Below are 20,948 nucleotides of genomic sequence, written 5' to 3'. Positions count from 1 at the left end.
CGGTGCCGGTGCCGGGCCGGTTCCGGAGTCCGGAGGCCGCGCCGCGGTCATGCTTCCGCCCGTCCGGGCTCCTGCTCGCGGGCCGCCCGCGCCGCCCGGTCGATGCCCGAGTGCAGGTCCCGGGGGAACCACAGGCCGGCCGCGCCCACCAGCGCCACGGCCGCCGCGCCGGTCAGGACCGGGACGATGCCCACCCTGGCCGCCAGCGCACCGCCGGCCAGGGCACCGACCGGCAGGGTCGCGGTGAGCGCCGCTTGGAGAAACGCGTTGACCCGCCCCAGCAGACGGGTGGGCGTGACGAGCTGCCGTCCGGTGATCATGGCGATCATCCAGACGGTGGCCAGCAGGCCGAAGCACAGCTCGTAGAGCAACAGGACGGCGAAGGCCGGCCCCACCGAGGCAACCGGAAGCAGGAAGAGCGATGCCCCCGCCCCGACCGCGCACAACTGTGTGGTCCGGCCCATGCCGAGGACCCGGGTGACGGGGGTGGCCACCAGGACGCCCACTCCGGCGGCGACCGCGTACGCCGCGTAGACGGCGCCGAGCTGCCAGGCGGGCAGCCCGAGGTCGCGGCCGGCGTACAGGACGAACAGCGCGCCCGCCGCGCCCCCGCCCAGGTTGAGTCCCGCGGCGGCCAGGGCTTGCCGGCGCAGCAGTGTCTCGTGCCGCAGCACGTCGAGTCCCTCGCGCAGCGAGTCCATCTGGGACCGGGCGGACGGGCCGGTCCCCCCGGCCGGGGTGTTCAGCCGGGCGGGCAGCCCGAGGAAGAGCAGGACTGCCAGGGCGTAGGCGGCGCACTCCACGAGCAGCGCGGGGGCGGGCCCCGCCACCCCGATGAGCACACCGCCCAGGGCGGGGCCGCCGATCAGCCCGGCGGTCCTGGTGCCGGTCAGGACGGAGTTGGCCCGCATCAGCCGGCCCGGGCGGACCACCCGCGGCAGCGCCGACTGCAGGGCGACGGTCACGGTGGCGGTCAGGGCACCGGACAGGGCGGCCACGGCGAACAGTTGCGGCCAGCCGAAGCCGCCGACCGCCACGGTGAGCGGGACACTGCCGATGACGAGGACGTGGAGCGCGGTGAGGGCGGCGAGCAGCCTGCGCAGCCGGGCCCGGTCCACCAGCACGCCGATGAAGGGGCTGAGCAGGACCGCCGGCAGATAGGTGAGGGCCATGAGGGACGCGGCGCCCAGCGGGCCGGCGTCGAGGCGGGTGATCGCCAGCAGGGGCAGCGCCAGGGCGGTCACCGCCCGCCCCCCGGAACTCGTGGCCTGTTCGGCACAGAGCAGGAGGAAGGGGCGGTGTCTGCGGAGCGGGACCTCCGGACCGGCACCGTGCTCCGGGGCGTCGGGTGAGTCCCGGTGTGCGGGCGCGGGGGAGGAGGCGGAGGAAGGAGGCACGGTCGGAGACTGCACACCCGAGGGAGAAAGAATGCGCCTGGCCGCAATACCCGTCGGAACGGTCCCCGTGCACGGGGACACACGCCCGCTGCCCCCGGCCCTCCCGTCCCGGGGCGCGCAGATCGCGCAGCCCTGGCGAGGCCCGTGTCTCCTTCGCGGCGCAATCGTGTCGTCCGCGAGAGCTGACCGTGCCCTCGGCCAGCGCTTAATCTCGGAAGTATGCTGCAGCGTCTGCACCGCCGTCCGCCGTCCGCCGGTGAAACCGCCGCGGTGCTGACAGCTGCTCTGGACGTCGATGCCGCGCTGCGGGACGGGCTGCACGGCTCGGGCTCCGCGGCTGCCGCCCGCAGGCTGCGACGGCTGCTCCGGTGCGACACCGTGGTGCTCGCCGACCTGGACGGTCCGGTGGCGGTGGCCGGGCCGAGGCCCGCCGAGGACGAGCTGACCACGCTGCTGGCCCAGGCGTACGAGGACGGCACGCCCGCCCACCGTCCGCCCTGGTCCGCGGTGCCGCTGATCGTCGCCGGAGAGCTCACCGGGGCACTGATCGCCCGCGGTGCGGGGGAGGCGGAGCTGACCGTGACGGGCCGGCACGTCGCCCTGTCCCTGGACCACGCGGCGCTGCAGCGGGCCCGCAGCCGCATCGCACAGGCCGACCTCCGCACCCTGCGGGCGCAGATCTCGCCGCACTTTCTGCACAATGCCCTGGCGGTCATCGCCGCCCGCATCCGGGTGGATCCGGACCGGGCCCGGACACTGCTCAACGACTTCGCCGACTACCTGCGCTACAGCTTTTCCACGCAGGGTGACTACGCGACGGTCGCGGCCGAGCTCCAGGCCATCCAGACGTACCTCGAACTGCAGCGGGCACGGTTCGACGACCGGATGGAGCTCACCGTGCGGATGGCCCCGGAGATCCTGCCGGTCGCCCTGCCGTTCCTGGTGGTGCAGCCGATCGTGGAGAACGCCGTCCGGCACGGTCTGGAGCCGAAGCCGGGAAAGGGCAGCATCTCCGTTTCCGGCTACGGCGAGGGGCCGCTGTGCGTCATCGAGGTGGAGGATGACGGGGTGGGTATGGACCCCGCGCTGGCCAGGGCCCTGCTCGCCGGCAGGCCGTCGCGCGGACCCGGCCGGGCCACCCGCACGGACGGGAGCTCGGGGTCGGTGGGGCTCGCCAACGTCGACCGGCGGCTGCGCACCGTCTACGGCCCGGAGTACGGGCTGGTCATCGAGACAGCGCCAGGAAGCGGTACCAAGGTGGTCATCCGGGTGCCCCGGTTCATGCGAGGAGTCGTTGCCGAATGAGGTGCGCAAGCATGCGTGTGCTGGTGGTGGAGGACGAGACGTTCACCCGCGAGGAGCTCGCCGACATGCTGGCCGGACTGCCCGGCATCACCGAAGTGACCGCGGCGGACAGCGGCGAGTCCGCGGTCCGGCTGCTGGGCACCAAGAGCTACGACGCGGTCTTCCTGGACATCTCCATGCCCGGCCTCGACGGCATGGAGGTCGCCCGCATCCTGGGCATGCTGTCCGCGCCGCCGGCCATAGTCTTCGTCACGGCGTCGGAGAGCCATGCCGTCGAGGCGTTCGGCATAGGGGCCGCCGACTACCTGCTCAAGCCCATCCGCCCCGAGCGGCTGGCCGAAGCCGTCAGCCGGGTCCGCTCCCTGCACCGGTCCGGGCCGGAGCCGGAGGCCCAGCCCGTCGACGACCTCGCGGTGGTCCAGATCGAGACCGGGCGGCACACCGTCTTCGTGCACCGGGACGACATCCAGTTCGCCGAGGCGCACGGTGACTACGTCCGGCTGCACACCGCGGACGACGCCCATCTCATCCGGCTGCCGCTGTCCCATCTGGAGGAGGTGTGGGGGCCGGCCGGCTTCGTCCGGGCTCACCGCGGGTACCTGGTGGCCGTCCGCTGGGTCCGCGATCTGCGGGTCACCAGCTCCTCCGGTCTGCTCGCCAGTACCCCCGCCGGTGATGTGCCGGTCAGCCGGCGGCACGCCCGCACGCTGAAGGAGCGGCTGCTCAGCGCCGTCCGGAACGAAACGAGATGACCACGTGACCTCCGGCCGCCGGGTCCGTGTCACCAGTCCGCAGACCCGGATCGCGCTGTCCCGCAGGCACCGCCCGGCGCAGCATCTGCTGCCGCTGCCCGAACCGGGTGAGGACACGGACACCGTCGCAGGCCGGGCGGTCTTCGCGCGGCAGCGCCGGCTCGCGCTGCACACCCTGGGGCAGCTCGGGCTGCTGCTGTTCGGCCTCAGCGGGCTGCTCGCCGCCGCGCCGGCGCTGGGCCGGATCACCCTCGGCGGTGTCCCGGTCTCCTGGATGCTGCTGATGGCCGCCAGCTACCCGATGCTGCTGGTCATCGCCGTGCTGCACGTACGCCGGGCGGAGCGCATCGAGGACGGCGCGGAGCGGCCGGGATGACGGGGCTGCTCGCCATCGGCCTGCTGCTCTGCGCAAGCATGATCATCGGCCTGTACGGGGTCCGGGCAGCCCGCAGCACCCCTGACTTCCTGATCGCCTCGCACCGGGTGAAGCCGGGCTGGAACGCGATGGCCATCGCCGGCGAGTACATCTCGGCTGCCTCCGTGCTCGGGCTGGCCGGGCTGATGCTCAAGAACGGCATCGGCACGCTGTGGTACGCGGTCGGCTTCACCGCCGGCTACGTGGCGGTGGCCGCGCTGGTGGCCGGGCCGATGCGCCGCTCCGGCGCCTACACGGTGCCGGACTTCGCCGACTACCGGCTCGGCTCGCAGGCGATCCGCAAGCTCTGCGCCGTCATCGTGCTGGTCATCATGTGGCTCTATCTGGTCCCGCAGTTCAAGGGGGCCGGGGTGGTGCTGCAACTGGTCAGCGGGACGCCCTACTGGGTGGGCGTGGTGCTGGCCGGCCTGGTGGTGAGTGTGTCGATCGCGGCCGGCGGGATGCGCTCGGCCACCTATGTCCAGGCCTTCCACTACCTGGTGAAACTGCTGTTCATCGCGGTGCCCGCGGTGGTGCTGCTGCTCCGGGCCGGGGAGGGGGCCCGGACCGAGGCGCTGCGGGTGGACGTCACCGACTGGGGCCGCCCGCTGCTGGACCTGGACGGCTCCGGCCTGCCGCTGCTCGCCACCTGGTCGGTGCTGCTGGCCACCACGCTGGGCGCGGTCGGCCTGCCGCACGTGATCATGCGGTTCCACACCAGCCCCACGGCCCGGGTGGCCCGGCGGGTGGCGGTCGGGGTGATCGTGCTGCTGGGCGTCTTCTATCTGTTCCCGGCCGTCTACGGCCTGCTGGGCCGGGTGTTCACCCCGGAGTTGGCGAACACCGGCGACACCGACACCGTCGCCGTGGTGCTGCCGAGCCAGATCGTGCCGGGAACCTGGGGTGCGGTGCTGACCGCGCTGGTGGCGGCCGGGGCCTTCGCGGCGTTCCTGTCCACGTCCTCCGGGCTGCTGCTCGCCCTGGCGGGCGGGCTCTCGCACGACCTGTCCCGCACCGGCTCCTCGGGGGTGAACCGGTTGCGGCTGGCGGTGGCCGCCGGCGCGCTGGTGGCGGTGCTGCTGTCCCTTCCGGCCGAAGGCGTCGACATCAATGTGCTGGTGGGCTGGGCCTTCGCGGTCGCGGCCTCCACCTTCTGTCCTCTTCTCGTGCTGGGCATCTGGTGGCGAGGGCTGACGGTGACCGGAGCGGCGGCCGGGCTGGTGGCCGGCGTGTGCACCGCTACCGGGGCGGCCCTGGCCTCGGTGGTGGCGAACCCGGGAACCGGATGGCTCGTGGTGATGCTGGCCCAGCCCGCGGCCTGGACCGTGCCACTGGCGTTCGCGGTCATGATGGGGGTCTCGCTGCTGGGCAGGCCACCGGAGTGGGCCGAACGGGCGGTGCTGCGGCTGCACCTGCCCGGTCAGCCGCAGTGAACCCGGCCGGCCGCGGCGCGCCTGTGCCGCACATGTGCCGCGGAACCGGCGGTGGTGGTGGCGGTGGCGGTGAGTAGCATCACAGGCCAAGGCTCGATTGGCGACGGCTGTGTCCGGTATGGCACACTGTCCAGGTTGCTCGGCTGTGCGTCGATGCTGCGCGTCTCCCGCCGGGAGGACCGGAAGCGAGTCCCACTGTATTCGTCGCCCCACTGTTCGCCCTGATCATGAGGGCAGGGGCGGAAGTACCGGGATCTTCCGGGAAGCGTGGGCGGGGCGTCAGCCAGGCACCCGGTGGAAGTCCACCCCCCTCAAAATGTTCCGAAACGTACTGGCCTCGGCTGGTCCGCTGTCAGGTTTTCCCTGCGGTGAAGTCCGGGGCAGAAGGCGACACGCCCGACCGCGTGGGTCGGAGCAGGGGCGGACGGAAGCGGGTTCCAGAGCGTTGACGAGAGACAGGACTACGAAGTAGCCATGGCGGGACAGAAGATCCGCATCCGGCTCAAGGCCTACGACCACGAGGTCATCGACAACTCGGCGAAGAAGATCGTCGAGACGGTGACGCGTACTGGTGCGTCGGTCGCGGGCCCGGTGCCGCTGCCCACTGAGAAGAACGTGTACTGCGTCATCAAGTCGCCGCACAAGTACAAGGACTCGCGCGAGCACTTCGAGATGCGTACCCACAAGCGTCTGATCGACATCCTCGACCCGACTCCCAAGACCGTTGACTCGCTGATGCGCCTGGACCTTCCGGCCGGCGTTGACATCGAGATCAAGCTCTGAGAGGCGCGGGGATCAAGATGGCTAAGCAGATCAAGGGAGTCCTGGGCGAGAAGCTCGGCATGACTCAGGTCTGGGACGAGAACAACCGCATCGTCCCGGTGACCGTCGTCAAGGCCGGGCCCTGTGTCGTGACCCAGGTGCGCACCAATGACAGGGACGGCTACGACGCCGTCCAGATCGCCTTCGGCGAGATCGACCCGCGCAAGGTGAACAAGCCCCTCAAGGGCCACTTCGCCAAGGCCGACGTCACCCCGCGCCGCCACCTGGTGGAGCTGCGGACCAACGACGCCGGTGAGTACACGCTCGGTCAGGAAGTCACTGCCGAGGTGTTCGAGTCCGGCCTCAAGGTCGACGTGACCGGCAAGACCAAGGGCAAGGGCACCGCCGGTGTCATGAAGCGCCATGGTTTCGCCGGTGGCAAGGCCTCCCACGGCGCCCACCGCGTGCACCGCAAGCCCGGTTCCATCGGTGGCTGCGCCACTCCGGGCCGCGTGTTCAAGGGCATGCGGATGGCCGGCCGGATGGGTAACGAGCGGGTCACCACCCAGAACCTGACCGTCCATGCCGTTGACGCGGAGAAGGGCCTGCTGCTCATCAAGGGCGCAGTCCCCGGTCCGAACGGCGGCCTCGTCCTGGTCCGTACCGCGGCCAAGGGGGCCTGAGGTAACGATGAGCACCATTGACATCCTTTCGCCGGCAGGCGACAAGGCCGGGACCGTCGAGCTCCCCGCGGAGATCTTCGACGTGCAGGTCAGCATTCCGCTGATCCACCAGGTCGTTGTCGCACAGCTGGCCGCTGCCCGTCAGGGCACGCACAAGACCAAGACCCGCGCCGAGGTCCGTGGCGGTGGCCGCAAGCCGTACCGCCAGAAGGGCACCGGCCGCGCCCGTCAGGGTTCGACCCGCGCGCCGCAGTTCGCCGGCGGTGGCGTCGTGCACGGCCCTGTGCCGCGCGACTACTCGCAGCGGACCCCCAAGAAGATGAAGGCCGCCGCCCTGCGCGGTGCCCTCTCCGACCGGGCGCGCCACGACCGCATCCACGTCGTTACCGGCGTGGTCGAGGGCGAGATCTCCACCAAGGTCGCCAAGACCCTGTTCGGCAGGATCAGCGAGCGCAAGAACGTGCTCCTGGTCGTCGAGCGGTCCGACGAGGCCGCGTGGCTCTCCGCCCGTAACCTGCCCCAGGTCCACATCCTGGACCCGGGACAGCTGAACACCTACGACGTACTCGTCTCCGACGACGTGGTCTTCACGAAGACCGCCTTCGACAGCTTCGTGGCCGGTCCGGCCGCGGCCGGGAAGGCCGTCGCCTCCGAGTCCGAGCTCGAAGGGAGCGACGCCTGATGAGCGAGGCAACTCCGATCACCGTCGAGGGCGTGACCAGCAAGACGTTCACGGACCCCCGTGACGTGCTGATCAAGCCGGTGGTCTCCGAGAAGAGCTACGCGCTGCTCGACGAGAACAAGTACACGTTCCTCGTCGACCCGCGGGCCAACAAGACCCAGATCAAGCAGGCCGTCGAGGCGATCTTCACGGTCAAGGTCACCGGGGTCAACACCATCAACCGGCAGGGCAAGCGCAAGCGGACCCGCACCGGTTACGGCAAGCGCGCAGACACCAAGCGCGCCATCGTGACCCTCGCCGAGGGCGACAGCATCGACATCTTCGGCGGCCCGGTCTCCTGACGGAGCCGAGTCGTCCGATATCGGACGAGGACTGAGAAATGGGAATCCGCAAGTACAAGCCGACGACCCCGGGCCGTCGTGGCTCCAGCGTCGCCGACTTCGTCGAGATCACGCGGTCCACGCCGGAGAAGTCGCTGGTCCGCCCGCTGCACAGCAAGGGCGGCCGTAACAACGCCGGTCGTGTGACCGCCCGACACCAGGGTGGTGGCCACAAGCGCGCCTACCGCGTGATCGACTTCCGTCGACACGACAAGGACGGCGTGCCGGCCAAGGTCGCGCACATCGAGTACGACCCCAACCGCACCGCGCGCATCGCGCTCCTGCACTACGTGGACGGTGAGAAGCGGTACATCATCGCTCCCGCCGGCCTGAAGCAGGGCGACCGCGTGGAGAACGGCCCCGGCTCGGACATCAAGCCGGGCAACAACCTTCCGCTCCGCCACATCCCGGTGGGTACGGTCATCCACGCCATCGAGCTGCGGCCCGGTGGCGGCGCGAAGTTCGCCCGCTCCGCGGGTGCCTCCGTGCAGCTGCTGGCGCGGGAGGGCACGATGGCCCACCTGCGTATGCCCTCCGGTGAGATCCGGCTGGTCGACTCCCGCTGCCGCGCCACTGTGGGCGAGGTCGGCAACGCCGAGCAGTCGAACATCAACTGGGGCAAGGCCGGCCGGATGCGCTGGAAGGGCGTCCGCCCGACCGTCCGCGGCGTGGTCATGAACCCCGTCGACCACCCCCACGGTGGTGGTGAGGGCAAGACTTCCGGTGGTCGCCACCCGGTCTCGCCCTGGGGCAAGAAGGAAGGACGTACGCGCTCGCCGAAGAAGGCCAGCAACAAGTACATCGTCCGCCGCCGCAAGACGAACAAGAAGCGCTAGGAGCGGGTTAGATGCCGCGCAGTCTCAAGAAGGGGCCCTTCGTCGACGACCACCTGACCAAGAAGGTGGACGTACAGAACGAGGCAGGCACCAAGAACGTCATCAAGACCTGGTCCCGGCGCTCGATGATCGTCCCGGACATGCTCGGGCACACGATCGCGGTGCATGACGGTCGGAAGCACGTCCCGGTGTTCGTCACCGAGTCGATGGTCGGCCACAAGCTCGGCGAGTTCGCGCCGACCCGCACCTTCCGTGGCCACGTGAAGGACGACCGCAAATCGCGGCGTCGCTGACCGGCGGGTGTGAAGACTATGACTGACACCGAAGGGACAACCATGGAAGCCAGGGCCCAGGCGCGGTACATCCGCGTCACGCCCATGAAGGCCCGCCGGGTGGTGGACCTCATCCGTGGCATGAGCGCCACGGAGGCTCAGGCGGTCCTGCGCTTCGCCCCGCAGGCCGCCAGCGTGCCGGTGGGCAAGGTGCTGGACAGCGCCATTGCCAACGCCGCGCACAACCACGACCACACCGACATCGACGGTCTCGTCATTTCCGAGGCATACGTCGACGAGGGCCCGACGCTCAAGCGGTTCCGGCCGCGCGCCCAGGGGCGTGCCTTCCGGATCCGCAAGCGGACCAGCCACATCACCGTGGTCGTCAGCAGCAAGGAAGGAACCCGGTAATGGGCCAGAAGGTAAACCCGCACGGGTTCCGGCTCGGCATCACCACCGACTTCAAGTCGCGTTGGTACGCCGACAAGCTGTACAAGGACTACGTCAAGGAAGACGTCGCGATCCGCCGCATGCTCACGCAGGGCATGGAGCGGGCCGGCATCTCCAAGGTGGAGATCGAGCGCACCCGTGACCGCGTTCGCGTCGACGTCCACACCGCCCGGCCGGGCATCGTCATCGGCCGCCGCGGCGCGGAGGCCGACCGGCTCCGGGGCAACCTGGAGAAGCTGACCGGGAAGCAGATCCAGTTCAACATCCTCGAGGTCAAGAACCCCGAGCTGGACGCGCAGCTGGTGGCCCAGGCCGTCGCTGAGCAGCTGTCCTCCCGCGTCTCCTTCCGCCGTGCGATGCGCAAGAGCATGCAGAGCACCATGAAGGCCGGCGCCAAGGGCATCAAGATCCAGTGCGGCGGCCGTCTCGGCGGTGCCGAGATGTCCCGCTCCGAGTTCTACCGCGAGGGCCGGGTTCCCCTGCACACCCTGCGCGCGAACGTGGACTACGGCTTCTTCGAGGCCAAGACCACCTTCGGCCGCATCGGTGTGAAGGTCTGGATCTACAAGGGCGACGTCAAGAACATCTCCGAGGTGCGCGCGGAGAACGCCGCTGCCCGGGCGGGCAACCGCCCGTCGCGTGGCGGTGCCGGCGCCGGTGGCGACCGCGCCCCGCGCGGCCGTGGCGAGCGCGGGGGCCGTGGCCGCAAGCCGCAGCAGGCCCCGGCCGCCGAGGCCAAGGCCGAGGCTCCGAAGGCCGAGTCCGCTCCGGCGGAGGCGTCCTCGGGTAACGCTGGAAAGGAAGGCTGACTCATGCTGATCCCGCGCAGGGTCAAGCACCGCAAGCAGCACCACCCGAAGCGCAAGGGCATGGCCAAGGGCGGCACCGAGGTTGCGTTCGGTGAGTACGGTATCCAGGCCGTCACCGCGGCTTATGTGACGAACCGGCAGATCGAGGCAGCTCGTATCTCCATGACCCGTCACATCAAGCGTGGCGGCAAGGTGTGGATCAACATCTACCCGGACCGTCCGCTGACCAAGAAGCCCGCCGAGACCCGCATGGGTTCCGGTAAGGGCTCGCCCGAGTGGTGGGTCGCGAACGTCAAGCCGGGACGGGTGATGTTCGAGCTGTCGTACCCCAACGAGAAGATTGCTCGTGAGGCGCTCATCCGCGCTGCTCACAAGCTTCCGATGAAGTGCCGGATCGTTCGGCGCGAGGCAGGTGAGTCGTGATGGCGGTCGGTACCAAGGTGACCGAGCTGCGGGAGCTGAACAACGAGGAACTCGTGGTGAAGCTGCGTGAGGCCAAGGAGGAGCTGTTTCGGCTCCGTTTCCAGGCCGCGACCGGACAGCTGGAGAACAACAGCCGGCTGAAGGCCGTCCGTAAGGACATCGCCCGCATCTACACCCTCATGCGTGAGCGCGAGCTCGGTATCGAGGCGGTGGAAAGCTCCTGATGAGCGAGAAGAAGATGACTGAGACGACTGAAGACATTGCCGCGCGCGGCCGGCGCAAGACCCGAGAGGGCCTCGTCGTCAGCGACAAGATGGACAAGACCGTCGTCGTCGCTGTCGAGGACCGTGTCAAGCACGCCCTCTACGGCAAGATCATCCGCCGTACCAACAAGCTCAAGGCTCACGACGAGCAGAACGCTGCGGGCATCGGTGACCGGGTTCTCCTGATGGAGACCCGTCCCCTGTCCGCGACCAAGCGCTGGCGCATCGTCGAGATCCTCGAGAAGGCCAAGTAATTCCTGAGTTCCCTCAGGACCAGTTCCGCCAGGCTCGGTGGGGCAGGGCCCCAGCAGGTCCGGACCCCACCGGGAACCGGCAGACGATCAGGAGACAGACGTGATCCAGCAGGAGTCGCGACTGCGTGTCGCCGACAACACTGGTGCGAAGGAAATCCTTTGCATCCGTGTTCTCGGCGGCTCCGGTCGCCGCTACGCGGGTATCGGCGACGTGATCGTTGCCACCGTCAAGGACGCGATCCCCGGTGGCAACGTGAAGAAGGGTGACGTCGTCAAGGCCGTCATCGTGCGTGCCGTCAAGGAGCGCCGTCGTCCCGACGGTTCCTACATCCGCTTCGACGAGAACGCCGCCGTCATTCTCAAGAACGACGGCGACCCCCGCGGTACCCGCATCTTCGGCCCGGTGGGCCGTGAACTGCGCGAGAAGAAGTTCATGAAGATCATCTCGCTCGCGCCGGAGGTGCTGTAACCGATGAAGATCAAGAAGGGCGACCTGGTCCAGGTCATCACCGGCAAGGACCGGGGCAAGCAGGGCAAGGTCATTGTGGCCTACCCCCGCGAGGACCGAGTCCTGGTCGAAGGCGTCAACCGGGTCAAGAAGCACACCAAGGCCGGCCAGACCGCTCGCGGTTCGCAGACCGGTGGCATCGTGACGACCGAGGCTCCGGTCCACGTGAGCAATGTCGCGCTCGTCGTGGAGAAGGACGGCCAGAAGGTCCCCACCCGTGTCGGCTACCGCTTCGACGAAGAGGGCAACAAGATCCGCGTTGCCAAGCGAACCGGTGAGGACATCTGATGACGACCGCTACGCCGACCCAGCCGCGTCTGAAGACGCGCTACCGCGAGGAGATCGCGGGCAAGCTGCGTGACCAGTTCCAGTACGAGAACATCATGCAGACCCCCGGTCTCACCAAGATCGTGGTCAACATGGGCGTGGGCGACGCAGCCCGCGACTCCAAGCTGATCGAGGGCGCCATCCGCGACCTCGCCACGATCACCGGCCAGAAGCCCGCCGTGACCAAGGCCCGGAAGTCGATCGCGCAGTTCAAGCTGCGCGAGGGCCAGCCGATCGGTGCCCACGTCACCCTGCGGGGCGACCGCATGTGGGAGTTCCTCGACCGCCTGCTGTCGCTCGCGCTGCCGCGCATCCGCGACTTCCGCGGGCTGTCGCCGAAGCAGTTCGACGGCCGGGGCAACTACACCTTCGGTCTGACCGAGCAGGTCATGTTCCACGAGATCGACCAGGACAAGCTCGACCGGGTCCGGGGCATGGACATCACCGTGGTGACCACGGCGACCAACGACGAGGAAGGCCGCGCCCTGCTGCGTCACCTCGGATTCCCGTTCAAGGAGGCGTGAGCCGTGGCGAAAAAGTCCCTGATTGCCAAGGCCAACCGCAAGCCCAAGTTCGCGGTGCGTGGCTACACGCGCTGCCAGCGTTGCGGCCGGCCCCACTCCGTCTACCGCAAGTTCGGCCTGTGCCGTGTGTGCCTTCGTGAGATGGCCCACCGCGGCGAGCTGCCGGGCGTGACCAAGAGCTCCTGGTAACCAGCCCCAACAGGCTGCCCAGGGCTCTCGGTAAGCAGATGGATGGCGGGCGGACCCGACCTGATCACCTAGAGTGGAAGGGTTGGGCGCCCGCCGCCCATGACCGTCTTACTACGCCGTAGGTCCCCGCACCGCACCCGTCCCGCTCTTCAGCGGGGAGAGGGATGGCGCAGACAGGAAACCCCGGCGAGAGAGGCCGAAGGCCATCACATGACCATGACCGATCCGATCGCAGACATGCTGACTCGTCTGCGAAACGCGAACTCGGCGTATCACGACTCCGTCGCGATGCCGCACAGCAAGATCAAGTCGCACATCGCGGAGATTCTCCAGCAGGAGGGCTACATCACCGGCTGGCGTACCGAGGACGCCGCGGTGGGCAGCAATCTCGTGCTCGAGCTGAAGTTCGGCCCGAACCGTGAGCGCTCGATCGCCGGCATCAAGCGGATTTCGAAGCCGGGCCTTCGGGTCTACGCAAAGTCCACCAACCTGCCGAAGGTGCTCGGCGGCCTGGGCGTGGCGATCATCTCCACGTCCTACGGTCTACTCACCGACAAGCAGGCGAACAAGAAGGGTGTGGGTGGGGAAGTCCTCGCCTACGTCTGGTAACGGAAGGGAACGGAGGAGAACAGCAATGTCGCGTATCGGCAAGCTCCCCATCCAGGTTCCCGCCGGTGTGGACGTCACCATCGATGGGCAGACAGTCGAGGTGAAGGGTCCCAAGGGGTCCCTGGCGCACACTGTCGCCACGCCCATCGCGGTCGCCAAGGGTGAGGACGGCGCGGTCGTCGTCACCCGTCCGAACGACGAGCGTCAGAACAGGGCCCTGCACGGCCTGTCCCGCACGCTGGTGGCGAACATGATCACTGGCGTGACCGAGGGATACCGCAAGAATCTCGAGATCAGCGGCGTGGGTTACCGCGTACTGGCGAAGGGCTCGAACCTCGAGTTCTCGCTGGGCTACAGCCACTCGATCGTGGTGGAGGCCCCCGAGGGGATTTCCTTCAAGGTCGAATCTCCGACCAAGCTGAGTGTCGAGGGTATCGACAAGCAGAAGGTCGGCGAGGTTGCCGCCAACATCCGCAAGCTGCGCAAGCCCGACCCGTACAAGGCCAAGGGCGTCAAGTACGCGGGCGAAGTCATCCGCCGCAAGGTCGGAAAGGCTGGTAAGTAAGCCATGGCATACGGTGTGAAGATTGCCAAGGGTGACGCCCGCAAGCGGACGGCCACCAAGCGCCGTCACATCCGCATCCGCAAGAAGGTCTCGGGTACCCCCGAGCGCCCGCGGCTGGTCGTGACGCGCTCCAACCGCCACATGGTGGCGCAGGTCGTCGATGACGTGCAGGGCCACACGCTGGCCTCCGCCTCGTCGCTCGACGCATCCATCCGCGGTGCCGAGGGCGACAAGAGCGCTCAGGCCAAGCAGGTCGGCGCACTGGTCGCCGAGCGTGCCAAGGCAGCCGGCATCGAAGCCGTCGTGTTCGACCGCGGCGGTAACAAATACGCAGGGCGGATTGCCGCTCTGGCTGACGCCGCCCGCGAGGCCGGGCTCAAGTTCTGAGCCGGTTCCGCACGCGCGGACGTAAACGAGAGAGGTAATTCCAATGGCTGGACCCCAGCGCCGCGGTGGCGGCGCCGGTGGCGACCGCCGGGACCGCAAGGGCCGGGACGGCGGCGCCGCCGCCGAGAAGACCGCGTACGTCGAACGAGTCGTCGCGATCAACCGTGTCGCCAAGGTTGTGAAGGGTGGTCGTCGCTTCAGCTTTACCGCGCTGGTCGTGGTGGGCGACGGTGACGGCACCGTGGGTGTCGGATATGGCAAGGCCAAGGAAGTTCCGGCCGCCATTGCCAAGGGTGTCGAGGAGGCCAAGAAGAACTTCTTCAAGGTCCCCAAGATCCAGGGCACCATTCCGCACCCCATCCAGGGTGAGAAGGCAGCCGGTGTCGTGCTGCTCAAGCCGGCTTCCCCCGGTACCGGTGTGATCGCCGGTGGTCCGGTGCGCGCCGTGCTGGAGTGCGCCGGTATCCACGACGTGCTGAGCAAGTCGCTCGGCTCGTCCAACCCGATCAACATCGTGCACGCCACGGTGGCCGCTCTGCAGGGGCTTCAGCGCCCCGAGGAGATCGCGGCCCGCCGCGGCCTGCCGCTGGAGGACGTGGCTCCCGCCGCTCTGCTGCGGGCGCGTGCCGGGGTGGGTGCGTAATGGCCCGCCTGAAGATCACGCAGAACAAGTCCTACATCGGCAGCAAGCAGAACCACCGCGACACGCTGCGCTCGCTCGGGCTGCGGCGCGTCAACGATGTGGTCGTCAAGGAGGACCGCCCCGAGATCCGCGGCATGGCCAACGCCGTGCGGCACCTCGTGTCGGTCGAGGAGGTCGACTGAGATGGCGGAGAACAAGCCGCTGAAGGTCCACAACCTCCGGCCCGCCCCGGGCGCCAAGACCGCCAAGACCCGGGTCGGCCGAGGTGAGGGTTCCAAGGGTAAGACCGCGGGTCGCGGCACCAAGGGCACCAAGGCCCGGTACCAGGTTCCCGCAGGCTTCGAGGGTGGTCAGCTGCCGCTGCACATGCGGCTGCCCAAGCTCAAGGGCTTCAAGAACCCCGCCCACAAGCAGTTCCAGGTGGTGAACCTGGAGAAGCTGGCCGCGCTGTACCCGTCCGGGGGCGAGGTCACGGTGGCCGATCTGGTCGCCAAGGGCGCCGTGCGCAAGAACGAGCTCGTGAAGGTGCTCGGTTCCGGTGAGATCACCGTGGCGCTGCAGGTGACGGTCGACGCCGTCTCCGGCTCCGCCAAGGAGAAGATCACCGCGGCCGGCGGCACCGTCACCGAGCTCCTCTGAGCCGGAAAATGCGTTACTGACCGGGGATGTCTGTTTACAGGCGTCCCCGGTCAGTCGTTCCGGTGGAGCACTGTCGCCGGTAAGGTGGCGTGCGTTGTTGACTTCCGCGGCTGCTCGGCCGACCGATCCGGCCGCGGTTCTTGACTTGCTCCATATCCGTTGACCTCAAGACCGTCACCTCTCGCGTGCGACGCGGGGGGCGCAGGAGGAATCGTGCTCACCGCGTTCGCCCGAGCGTTCCAGACGCCCGACCTGCGCAAGAAGCTGCTGTTCACGCTCGGCATCGTGGTGCTGTTCCGGTTCGGGGCGCACGTCCCGACTCCGGGTGTGAGCTATCAGAACGTCCAGTACTGCATGGAACAGATCCAGGACCGCGACGCCGGTCTCTTCGGTCTGGTCGACATGTTCAGTGGCGGCGCCCTGATGCAGTTGACCATCTTCGCGCTCGGGATCATGCCGTACATCACGGCGAGCATCATTCTGCAGCTGCTGGTCGTGGTGATCCCACGGCTCGAGGCCCTCAAGAAGGAGGGGCAGTCGGGGCAGGCGAAGATCACCCAGTACACCCGCTACCTGACGGTCGCTCTGGCCGTGCTGCAGGCCACCGGTCTGGTCGCCACCGCTCGCAGTGGCACCCTCTTCCCCGGGTGCACCGAGCCGATCATCCCCGATGACTCGATCTTCCCCACCCTGGTCATGATCATCACGCTGACCTCGGCCACCGCGCTGATCATGTGGCTGGGTGAGCTGATCACCGACCGCGGTATCGGCAACGGTATGTCCATGCTGATGTTCGTCTCCATCGCCGCCGGCTTCCCGACCGCTCTGATGCGGATCCAGGAGCAGGGCGACATGGCCGGCGGCTGGATCGAGTTCGGCGTGGTCGTCGTCTGCGGTCTCGCCATGGTCGGTCTGGTCGTCTTCGTGGAGCTCGCCCAGCGCCGTATCCCCGTGCAGTACGCGAAGCGGATGATCGGACGCCGCTCGTACGGCGGGACCTCGACCTACATCCCGCTGAAGGTCAACCAGGCGGGTGTGATCCCGGTCATCTTCGCGTCCTCGCTGCTGTACATCCCCGCCCTGCTGGTGACGTTCAGCAACTCCGACAGCGCCTGGTCGGACTGGGTCCAGCGGAACTTCACGCAGATGGACAGCCCGACCTACATCGTCAGCTACTTCCTGCTGATCGTTTTCTTCGCCTTCTTCTATGTGGCCATCACGTTCAACCCCGAGGACGTGGCCGAAAACATGAAGAAGTATGGTGGCTTCATTCCGGGCATCCGGGCAGGTCGGCCCACGGTCGAGTACCTGAGCTACGTGCTGAACCGCATCACGTGGCCGGGATCGATCTATCTGGGTCTGATCGCCCTGGTTCCCACTGTCGCTCTGATCCTCTTCAACGCGCAGGGGGAGTTCCCCTTCGGCGGTACCTCGATCCTCATCATCGTGGGCGTCGGTCTGGAGACAGTTCGGCAGATTGAGAGCCAGCTCCACCAGCGAAACTACGAAGGGTTCCTCCGCTGATGCGTATCGTCCTCGTCGGACCGCCAGGTGCGGGCAAGGGAACACAAGCCGCACTGCTCGCCGAGAATCTGGGTATTCCGCACATCTCCACCGGAGATCTGTTCCGGGCCAACATCGGCCAGGGCACCGAGCTGGGCCGCAAAGCGCAGGAGTACATGCGCGACGGCCGCCTGGTACCGGACGAGATCACCATCGGGATGGCCGCGGACCGGATGGCGCAGCCGGACGCCGAGGACGGGTTTCTGCTGGACGGCTTCCCGCGCAACATCGGCCAGGCGGAGGCCCTGGACGTCATGCTGCGGGAGACGGCCCGGCAGCTGGACGTGGTGCTCGACCTGGAGGCCCCCGAGGACGAGGTGGTGAAGCGCATCGCCGGACGGCGGATGTGCCGGGCGGACAGCAGCCACATCTTCCACACGGAGTACAGCAAGCCGAAGAACCCCGGTCGGTGCGACCACTGCGGCGCGGAGCTGTACCAGCGGGAGGACGACCGCGAGGAGACGGTGCGCAAGCGCCTGGAGGTCTACCACCAGGAGACCGAGCCGATCATCGACTACTACCGCAAGCAGGACCTGGTGGCGTCGGTCCCGGCTCTCGGTGCGGTCCCCGAGGTCACCCAGCGCGCGCTGGCGGCGCTGCCGCGGCGTGGCGCCTGACGGAGGTCCGGCAGCGGAACAACGTACGGCCGTGGTGTCCGCCCGGGCACCACGGCCGTACGCTTGTCTGCGTCCCCGGTACAGAGAAGGAATCCTCATGGTCGAGATCAAGACCCCCGAGCAGATTGCCACCATGCGCGCGGCAGGTCTTGTCGTCGCGGAGATGCACCGTGCCTGCGCCGCCGCCGCGGTGCCCGGAGCCACGACCAAGGACCTCGACGAGGTTGCCGCGAAGGTGCTTTCCGACCACGGGGCGACGCCGAATTTCCTCGGGTACGGCGGCTTTCCCGGCAACATCTGCACCTCGGTGAACGACGTCGTGGTGCACGGCATCCCCGACCGGGAGACCGTGCTCCGCGAGGGCGATCTGCTCTCGGTGGACGCGGGGGCCATCATCGACGGCTGGCACGGGGACGCGGCGCTCACCATCCTGGTGGGGGAGCAGCACGCCCCGGAGTCCGTGGAGCTCAGCAAGGTGACGGAGGCCTCCCTCTGGGCCGGTATCGCCGCGATGCGCAAGGGCAACCGGCTGCTGGACATCTCCCGGGCGATCGAGGGGTACCTACGGCGGCAGCGCCGGCTCGACGGGGGAAAGTACGGCATCGTCGAGGACTACGGTGGTCACGGCATCGGCAGCGAGATGCACATGGACCCGCACCTGCTGAACTACGTGGACCGCCGGCGGCTGGTCGGCCGGCACAATCCGAAGCTGGTGCCGGGGATGTGCCTGGCGATCGAGCCGATGGTGTCCCTGGGCACCGCGAAGACCCACGTGCTGGACGACGAGTGGACCGTCAAGACCGATGACGGGTCCCTGGCGGCGCACTGGGAGCACTCGGTCGCGCTCACCGAGGACGGCCCGCTGGTGCTGACCGCGCCGGACGGTGGCCGGGCCAGGCTTGCCGAGCTGGGTGTCTCCGCGGCCCCCGACCCGTTGGCCTGAGGGCCCTGGGGGCCGCAGGGCCGGGTACCGGGGGCCGGGGGCGGGGAAGCGCTCGTGGGCCCCGGGGCGATTAGGGATCTCCACCGCGGGGCATGTATAGCGGATTCGTCTTTCCGGAGAGGGTGCCGTAGACTGGTGCGTCGGTCCTGGTGCACTCCTGTGTCAGGGCTGTCCAGGTAGCCGATTCGGAAGGTGAAGCGCTCAAGCATGGCCAAAAAACAAGGGGCCATCGAGATCGAGGGCACCGTCGTCGAGTCTCTCCCGAACGCGATGTTCAAGGTGGAGCTCCAGAACGGGCACCAGGTCCTCGCGCACATCAGTGGCAAGATGCGGATGCACTACATCCGTATCCTCCCCGACGACCGGGTCGTGGTGGAGCTCTCTCCCTACGACCTGACCCGTGGGCGGATCGTCTACCGGTACAAGTAGATCGAGACCCGGAGAACCTCAGTCTGATGAAGGTCAAGCCGAGCGTCAAGAAGATCTGCGACAAGTGCAAGGTGATCCGGCGTCACGGCCGGGTCATGGTCATTTGCGACAACCTGCGCCACAAGCAGCGCCAGGGCTGACCGCAGACCGCCACGCACTACCGCAGCCACTTCGCGCGACGTACACAAAGAAATATGCAGACACCCGACCCCTCGCCCTGCGCGGGGACGACACCCTCGGCCGGAGGCCGGGGACCCGGCTCGTAACACTGCGGAGTCTTACGGGAACGGTGCTGCAGAAGACCTCCGAATACCCACCAGGAGCCGTACATGGCACGCGTCGTAGGCGTTGATCTCCCGCGCGAAAAGCGCATCGAGATCGCCCTCACCTACGTCTTCGGCATCGGGCGTACCCTTGCCAAGGAGACCCTCAGTTCCACTGGGGTCCACCCCGACACCCGCGTCCGCGATCTCGCCGAGGAAGACCTCGTCAAGATCCGTGAGTACGTGGAGAACCACATCAAGACCGAGGGTGACCTCCGTCGCGAGGTGCAGGCCGACATCCGCCGCAAGGTGGAGATCGGCAGCTACGCCGGCATCCGCCACCGCCGGGGTCTCCCGGTCCGCGGCCAGCGCACCAAGACCAACGCCCGCACCCGCAAGGGACCGCGTCGCGCGATCGCCGGCAAGAAGAAGCCGGGCAAGAAGTAGTCCGCACCGGACGCTGACAAGCGGTCCGCGTTGCAGGACCGACCACCTCCACGGGAGTAACCCATATGCCTCCGAAGGGCCGTACGGCGGGCGCCAAGAAGGTGCGCCGCAAGGAAAAGAAGAACATTGCGCACGGGCATGCTCACATCAAGAGCACGTTCAACAACACCATCGTCTCGATCACTGACCCGACCGGCAATGTGATCTCTTGGGCCTCGGCCGGCCATGTCGGCTTCAAGGGGTCCCGCAAGTCCACCCCCTACGCCGCCCAGATGGCCGCCGAGAGTGCCGGCCGTCGTGCGCAGGAGCACGGCATGCGCAAGGTGGACGTCTTCGTGAAGGGTCCCGGCTCCGGCCGCGAGACCGCGATCCGCTCGCTCCAGGCCACCGGCCTGGAGGTCGGCTCGATCCAGGACGTCACGCCGACCCCGCACAACGGCTGCCGCCCGCCCAAGCGCCGCCGCGTCTGATTCAGCTGAAGTAGGAGACAAGAAATAATGGCGCGTTACACCGGGGCCGACTGCAAGCGATGCCGTCGGGAGAAGCAGAAGCTCTTCCTCAAGGGGAGCAAGTGCGAGAGCGCGAAGTGCCCGATCGAGATCCGTCCTTACCCCCCGGGTGAGCACGGTCGCGGGCGCACCAAGGACAGCGAGTACCTGCTGCAGAAGCGTGAGAAGCAGAAGTGTGCCCGCATCTACGGTGTCCTTGAGAAGCAGTTCCGTGGGTACTACAACGAGGCGAACCGGCAGCAGGGCAAGACCGGCGAGAACCTGCTGCGGATCCTCGAGTCCCGCCTGGACAACGTGGTCTACCGGGCCGGCTTCGCCAAGTCCCGCGACCACGCCCGTCAGCTCGTGCGGCACGGTCACATCACGGTGAACGGACGCAAGACCGACATCCCGTCGGCCCGCGTCTCACCCAGTGACATCATCGAGGTCCGCGAGTCCTCCCGTAACCTGACCCCCTTCCAGGTGGCTCAGGCGGAGGCCGGCGACAAGACGGTTCCGGCCTGGCTGGAGTCCGTGCCCACCAAGCTGCGGGTCCTTGTCCACTCGCTGCCCGAGCGCCAGGTGATCGACACCCAGGTGCAGGAGCAGCTGATCGTCGAGCTCTACTCGAAGTAGGCAGAGACCGACAGTACGGGCGGAATCTCGCGTTGCCGGGGATTCCGCCCGTATC

At 68.2% G+C, this 20,948-nt stretch carries 34 protein-coding genes; 33 read left to right on the top strand and 1 reads right to left on the bottom strand.

The window, feature by feature from the left end; translation table 11 throughout:
* Positions 1–47: 47 nt before the first annotated feature.
* Positions 48–1,397 (bottom strand): MFS transporter, encoded by a 1,350-nt coding sequence (locus tag PJ985_RS07845; protein WP_271682849.1) that lies wholly within the window; start codon positions 1,395–1,397, stop codon positions 48–50.
* A gap of 219 nt (positions 1,398–1,616) precedes the next feature.
* Here PJ985_RS07845 and PJ985_RS07840 point away from each other — a divergent pair, with 219 nt between their 5' ends.
* From PJ985_RS07840 to rpsD, 33 genes are all read left to right on the top strand, one after another.
* Complete coding sequence (locus PJ985_RS07840; protein ID WP_271682848.1) at positions 1,617–2,702, top strand: sensor histidine kinase; 1,086 nt, start codon at positions 1,617–1,619, stop codon at positions 2,700–2,702.
* 11 nt (positions 2,703–2,713) lie between these two features.
* Entirely contained in the window at positions 2,714–3,454 is a 741-nt protein-coding gene (locus tag PJ985_RS07835; RefSeq protein ID WP_271682847.1) for a LytR/AlgR family response regulator transcription factor, read from the top strand.
* A gap of 4 nt (positions 3,455–3,458) precedes the next feature.
* Positions 3,459–3,830: a hypothetical protein gene (locus PJ985_RS07830; protein ID WP_271682846.1), complete on the top strand. Its 372-nt coding sequence runs from the start codon at positions 3,459–3,461 to the stop codon at positions 3,828–3,830.
* On the top strand, positions 3,827–5,302 hold the full coding sequence (locus PJ985_RS07825) for a sodium/solute symporter (protein ID WP_271682845.1): 1,476 nt from the start codon (positions 3,827–3,829) through the stop codon (positions 5,300–5,302). The genes PJ985_RS07830 and PJ985_RS07825 overlap by 4 nt, the downstream gene beginning before the upstream one ends.
* A gap of 474 nt (positions 5,303–5,776) precedes the next feature.
* Positions 5,777–6,085, top strand: a complete 309-nt coding sequence (gene rpsJ, locus PJ985_RS07820; RefSeq protein WP_016473429.1) for a 30S ribosomal protein S10 — start codon at positions 5,777–5,779, stop codon at positions 6,083–6,085.
* 17 nt (positions 6,086–6,102) lie between these two features.
* Positions 6,103–6,747: a 50S ribosomal protein L3 gene (gene rplC, locus PJ985_RS07815; RefSeq protein ID WP_271682844.1), complete on the top strand. Its 645-nt coding sequence runs from the start codon at positions 6,103–6,105 to the stop codon at positions 6,745–6,747.
* 7 nt (positions 6,748–6,754) lie between these two features.
* Positions 6,755–7,429: a 50S ribosomal protein L4 gene (gene rplD / locus PJ985_RS07810; protein WP_271682843.1), complete on the top strand. Its 675-nt coding sequence runs from the start codon at positions 6,755–6,757 to the stop codon at positions 7,427–7,429.
* On the top strand, positions 7,429–7,770 hold the full coding sequence (rplW, locus tag PJ985_RS07805) for a 50S ribosomal protein L23 (protein ID WP_271682842.1): 342 nt from the start codon (positions 7,429–7,431) through the stop codon (positions 7,768–7,770). The genes rplD and rplW overlap by 1 nt, the downstream gene beginning before the upstream one ends.
* 38 nt (positions 7,771–7,808) lie before the next feature.
* Positions 7,809–8,645, top strand: coding sequence for a 50S ribosomal protein L2 (rplB, locus tag PJ985_RS07800; protein ID WP_271682841.1), 837 nt, complete (start codon positions 7,809–7,811; stop codon positions 8,643–8,645).
* 11 nt (positions 8,646–8,656) lie between these two features.
* On the top strand, positions 8,657–8,938 hold the full coding sequence (gene rpsS, locus PJ985_RS07795) for a 30S ribosomal protein S19 (protein ID WP_271682840.1): 282 nt from the start codon (positions 8,657–8,659) through the stop codon (positions 8,936–8,938).
* Between the two features lie 42 nt (positions 8,939–8,980).
* Complete coding sequence (rplV, locus tag PJ985_RS07790) at positions 8,981–9,328, top strand: 50S ribosomal protein L22 (RefSeq protein ID WP_271682898.1); 348 nt, start codon at positions 8,981–8,983, stop codon at positions 9,326–9,328.
* Complete coding sequence (rpsC, locus tag PJ985_RS07785; protein WP_271682839.1) at positions 9,328–10,176, top strand: 30S ribosomal protein S3; 849 nt, start codon at positions 9,328–9,330, stop codon at positions 10,174–10,176. Before rplV ends, rpsC begins: the two co-directional genes overlap by 1 nt.
* A 3-nt stretch (positions 10,177–10,179) precedes the next feature.
* Entirely contained in the window at positions 10,180–10,599 is a 420-nt protein-coding gene (gene rplP / locus PJ985_RS07780) for a 50S ribosomal protein L16 (protein ID WP_271682838.1), read from the top strand.
* A complete protein-coding gene (gene rpmC / locus PJ985_RS07775) occupies positions 10,599–10,823 on the top strand; it encodes a 50S ribosomal protein L29 (protein ID WP_271682837.1) in 225 nt (74 codons plus the stop codon). The genes rplP and rpmC overlap by 1 nt, the downstream gene beginning before the upstream one ends.
* Complete coding sequence (gene rpsQ / locus PJ985_RS07770; protein WP_271682836.1) at positions 10,823–11,116, top strand: 30S ribosomal protein S17; 294 nt, start codon at positions 10,823–10,825, stop codon at positions 11,114–11,116. The genes rpmC and rpsQ overlap by 1 nt, the downstream gene beginning before the upstream one ends.
* A 100-nt stretch (positions 11,117–11,216) precedes the next feature.
* Positions 11,217–11,585, top strand: a complete 369-nt coding sequence (gene rplN, locus PJ985_RS07765; protein WP_019433424.1) for a 50S ribosomal protein L14 — start codon at positions 11,217–11,219, stop codon at positions 11,583–11,585.
* Positions 11,586–11,588: 3 nt separating this feature from the next.
* Positions 11,589–11,912: a 50S ribosomal protein L24 gene (gene rplX, locus PJ985_RS07760; RefSeq protein ID WP_271682835.1), complete on the top strand. Its 324-nt coding sequence runs from the start codon at positions 11,589–11,591 to the stop codon at positions 11,910–11,912.
* The gene (gene rplE / locus PJ985_RS07755; protein ID WP_271682834.1) at positions 11,912–12,475 is read left to right on the top strand and encodes a 50S ribosomal protein L5; all 564 of its coding nucleotides are present in this window, start codon (positions 11,912–11,914) and stop codon (positions 12,473–12,475) included. The genes rplX and rplE overlap by 1 nt, the downstream gene beginning before the upstream one ends.
* 3 nt (positions 12,476–12,478) lie before the next feature.
* A complete protein-coding gene (locus tag PJ985_RS07750) occupies positions 12,479–12,664 on the top strand; it encodes a type Z 30S ribosomal protein S14 (protein WP_271682833.1) in 186 nt (61 codons plus the stop codon).
* Positions 12,665–12,874: 210 nt separating this feature from the next.
* The gene (gene rpsH / locus PJ985_RS07745; RefSeq protein ID WP_271682832.1) at positions 12,875–13,273 is read left to right on the top strand and encodes a 30S ribosomal protein S8; all 399 of its coding nucleotides are present in this window, start codon (positions 12,875–12,877) and stop codon (positions 13,271–13,273) included.
* A 25-nt stretch (positions 13,274–13,298) separates the two neighbouring features.
* Complete coding sequence (rplF, locus tag PJ985_RS07740; RefSeq protein WP_271682831.1) at positions 13,299–13,838, top strand: 50S ribosomal protein L6; 540 nt, start codon at positions 13,299–13,301, stop codon at positions 13,836–13,838.
* A 3-nt stretch (positions 13,839–13,841) separates the two neighbouring features.
* Entirely contained in the window at positions 13,842–14,225 is a 384-nt protein-coding gene (gene rplR, locus PJ985_RS07735) for a 50S ribosomal protein L18 (protein ID WP_271682830.1), read from the top strand.
* A 43-nt stretch (positions 14,226–14,268) separates the two neighbouring features.
* Complete coding sequence (gene rpsE / locus PJ985_RS07730) at positions 14,269–14,868, top strand: 30S ribosomal protein S5 (protein WP_271682829.1); 600 nt, start codon at positions 14,269–14,271, stop codon at positions 14,866–14,868.
* Positions 14,868–15,050, top strand: a complete 183-nt coding sequence (rpmD, locus tag PJ985_RS07725) for a 50S ribosomal protein L30 (protein WP_271682828.1) — start codon at positions 14,868–14,870, stop codon at positions 15,048–15,050. The genes rpsE and rpmD overlap by 1 nt, the downstream gene beginning before the upstream one ends.
* Position 15,051: 1 nt before the next feature.
* Complete coding sequence (gene rplO, locus PJ985_RS07720) at positions 15,052–15,507, top strand: 50S ribosomal protein L15 (protein ID WP_271682827.1); 456 nt, start codon at positions 15,052–15,054, stop codon at positions 15,505–15,507.
* A gap of 213 nt (positions 15,508–15,720) precedes the next feature.
* Complete coding sequence (gene secY / locus PJ985_RS07715) at positions 15,721–17,031, top strand: preprotein translocase subunit SecY (protein WP_271682826.1); 1,311 nt, start codon at positions 15,721–15,723, stop codon at positions 17,029–17,031.
* The gene (locus tag PJ985_RS07710; protein WP_271682825.1) at positions 17,031–17,687 is read left to right on the top strand and encodes an adenylate kinase; all 657 of its coding nucleotides are present in this window, start codon (positions 17,031–17,033) and stop codon (positions 17,685–17,687) included. Before secY ends, PJ985_RS07710 begins: the two co-directional genes overlap by 1 nt.
* A gap of 97 nt (positions 17,688–17,784) precedes the next feature.
* Positions 17,785–18,630 (top strand): type I methionyl aminopeptidase, encoded by an 846-nt coding sequence (map, locus tag PJ985_RS07705; protein ID WP_271682824.1) that lies wholly within the window; start codon positions 17,785–17,787, stop codon positions 18,628–18,630.
* A gap of 207 nt (positions 18,631–18,837) precedes the next feature.
* Positions 18,838–19,059, top strand: a complete 222-nt coding sequence (gene infA, locus PJ985_RS07700) for a translation initiation factor IF-1 (RefSeq protein ID WP_003948620.1) — start codon at positions 18,838–18,840, stop codon at positions 19,057–19,059.
* Between the two features lie 26 nt (positions 19,060–19,085).
* Positions 19,086–19,199 carry a 50S ribosomal protein L36 gene (rpmJ, locus tag PJ985_RS07695; protein ID WP_003956441.1) on the top strand — a complete coding sequence of 38 codons (114 nt, stop codon included), beginning with the start codon at positions 19,086–19,088 and terminating at the stop codon, positions 19,197–19,199.
* 189 nt (positions 19,200–19,388) lie between these two features.
* On the top strand, positions 19,389–19,769 hold the full coding sequence (gene rpsM, locus PJ985_RS07690) for a 30S ribosomal protein S13 (RefSeq protein ID WP_271682823.1): 381 nt from the start codon (positions 19,389–19,391) through the stop codon (positions 19,767–19,769).
* Between the two features lie 65 nt (positions 19,770–19,834).
* Positions 19,835–20,239: a 30S ribosomal protein S11 gene (gene rpsK, locus PJ985_RS07685; RefSeq protein ID WP_271682822.1), complete on the top strand. Its 405-nt coding sequence runs from the start codon at positions 19,835–19,837 to the stop codon at positions 20,237–20,239.
* A 27-nt stretch (positions 20,240–20,266) separates the two neighbouring features.
* Complete coding sequence (gene rpsD / locus PJ985_RS07680; RefSeq protein WP_271682821.1) at positions 20,267–20,893, top strand: 30S ribosomal protein S4; 627 nt, start codon at positions 20,267–20,269, stop codon at positions 20,891–20,893.
* Positions 20,894–20,948: the final 55 nt, after the last annotated feature.

This window comes from Streptomyces sp. ACA25 (assembly GCF_028200735.1).
Taxonomy (GTDB): Bacteria; Actinomycetota; Actinomycetes; order Streptomycetales; family Streptomycetaceae; genus Streptomyces.
This window is presented reverse-complemented; position numbering and strand designations above follow the sequence as displayed.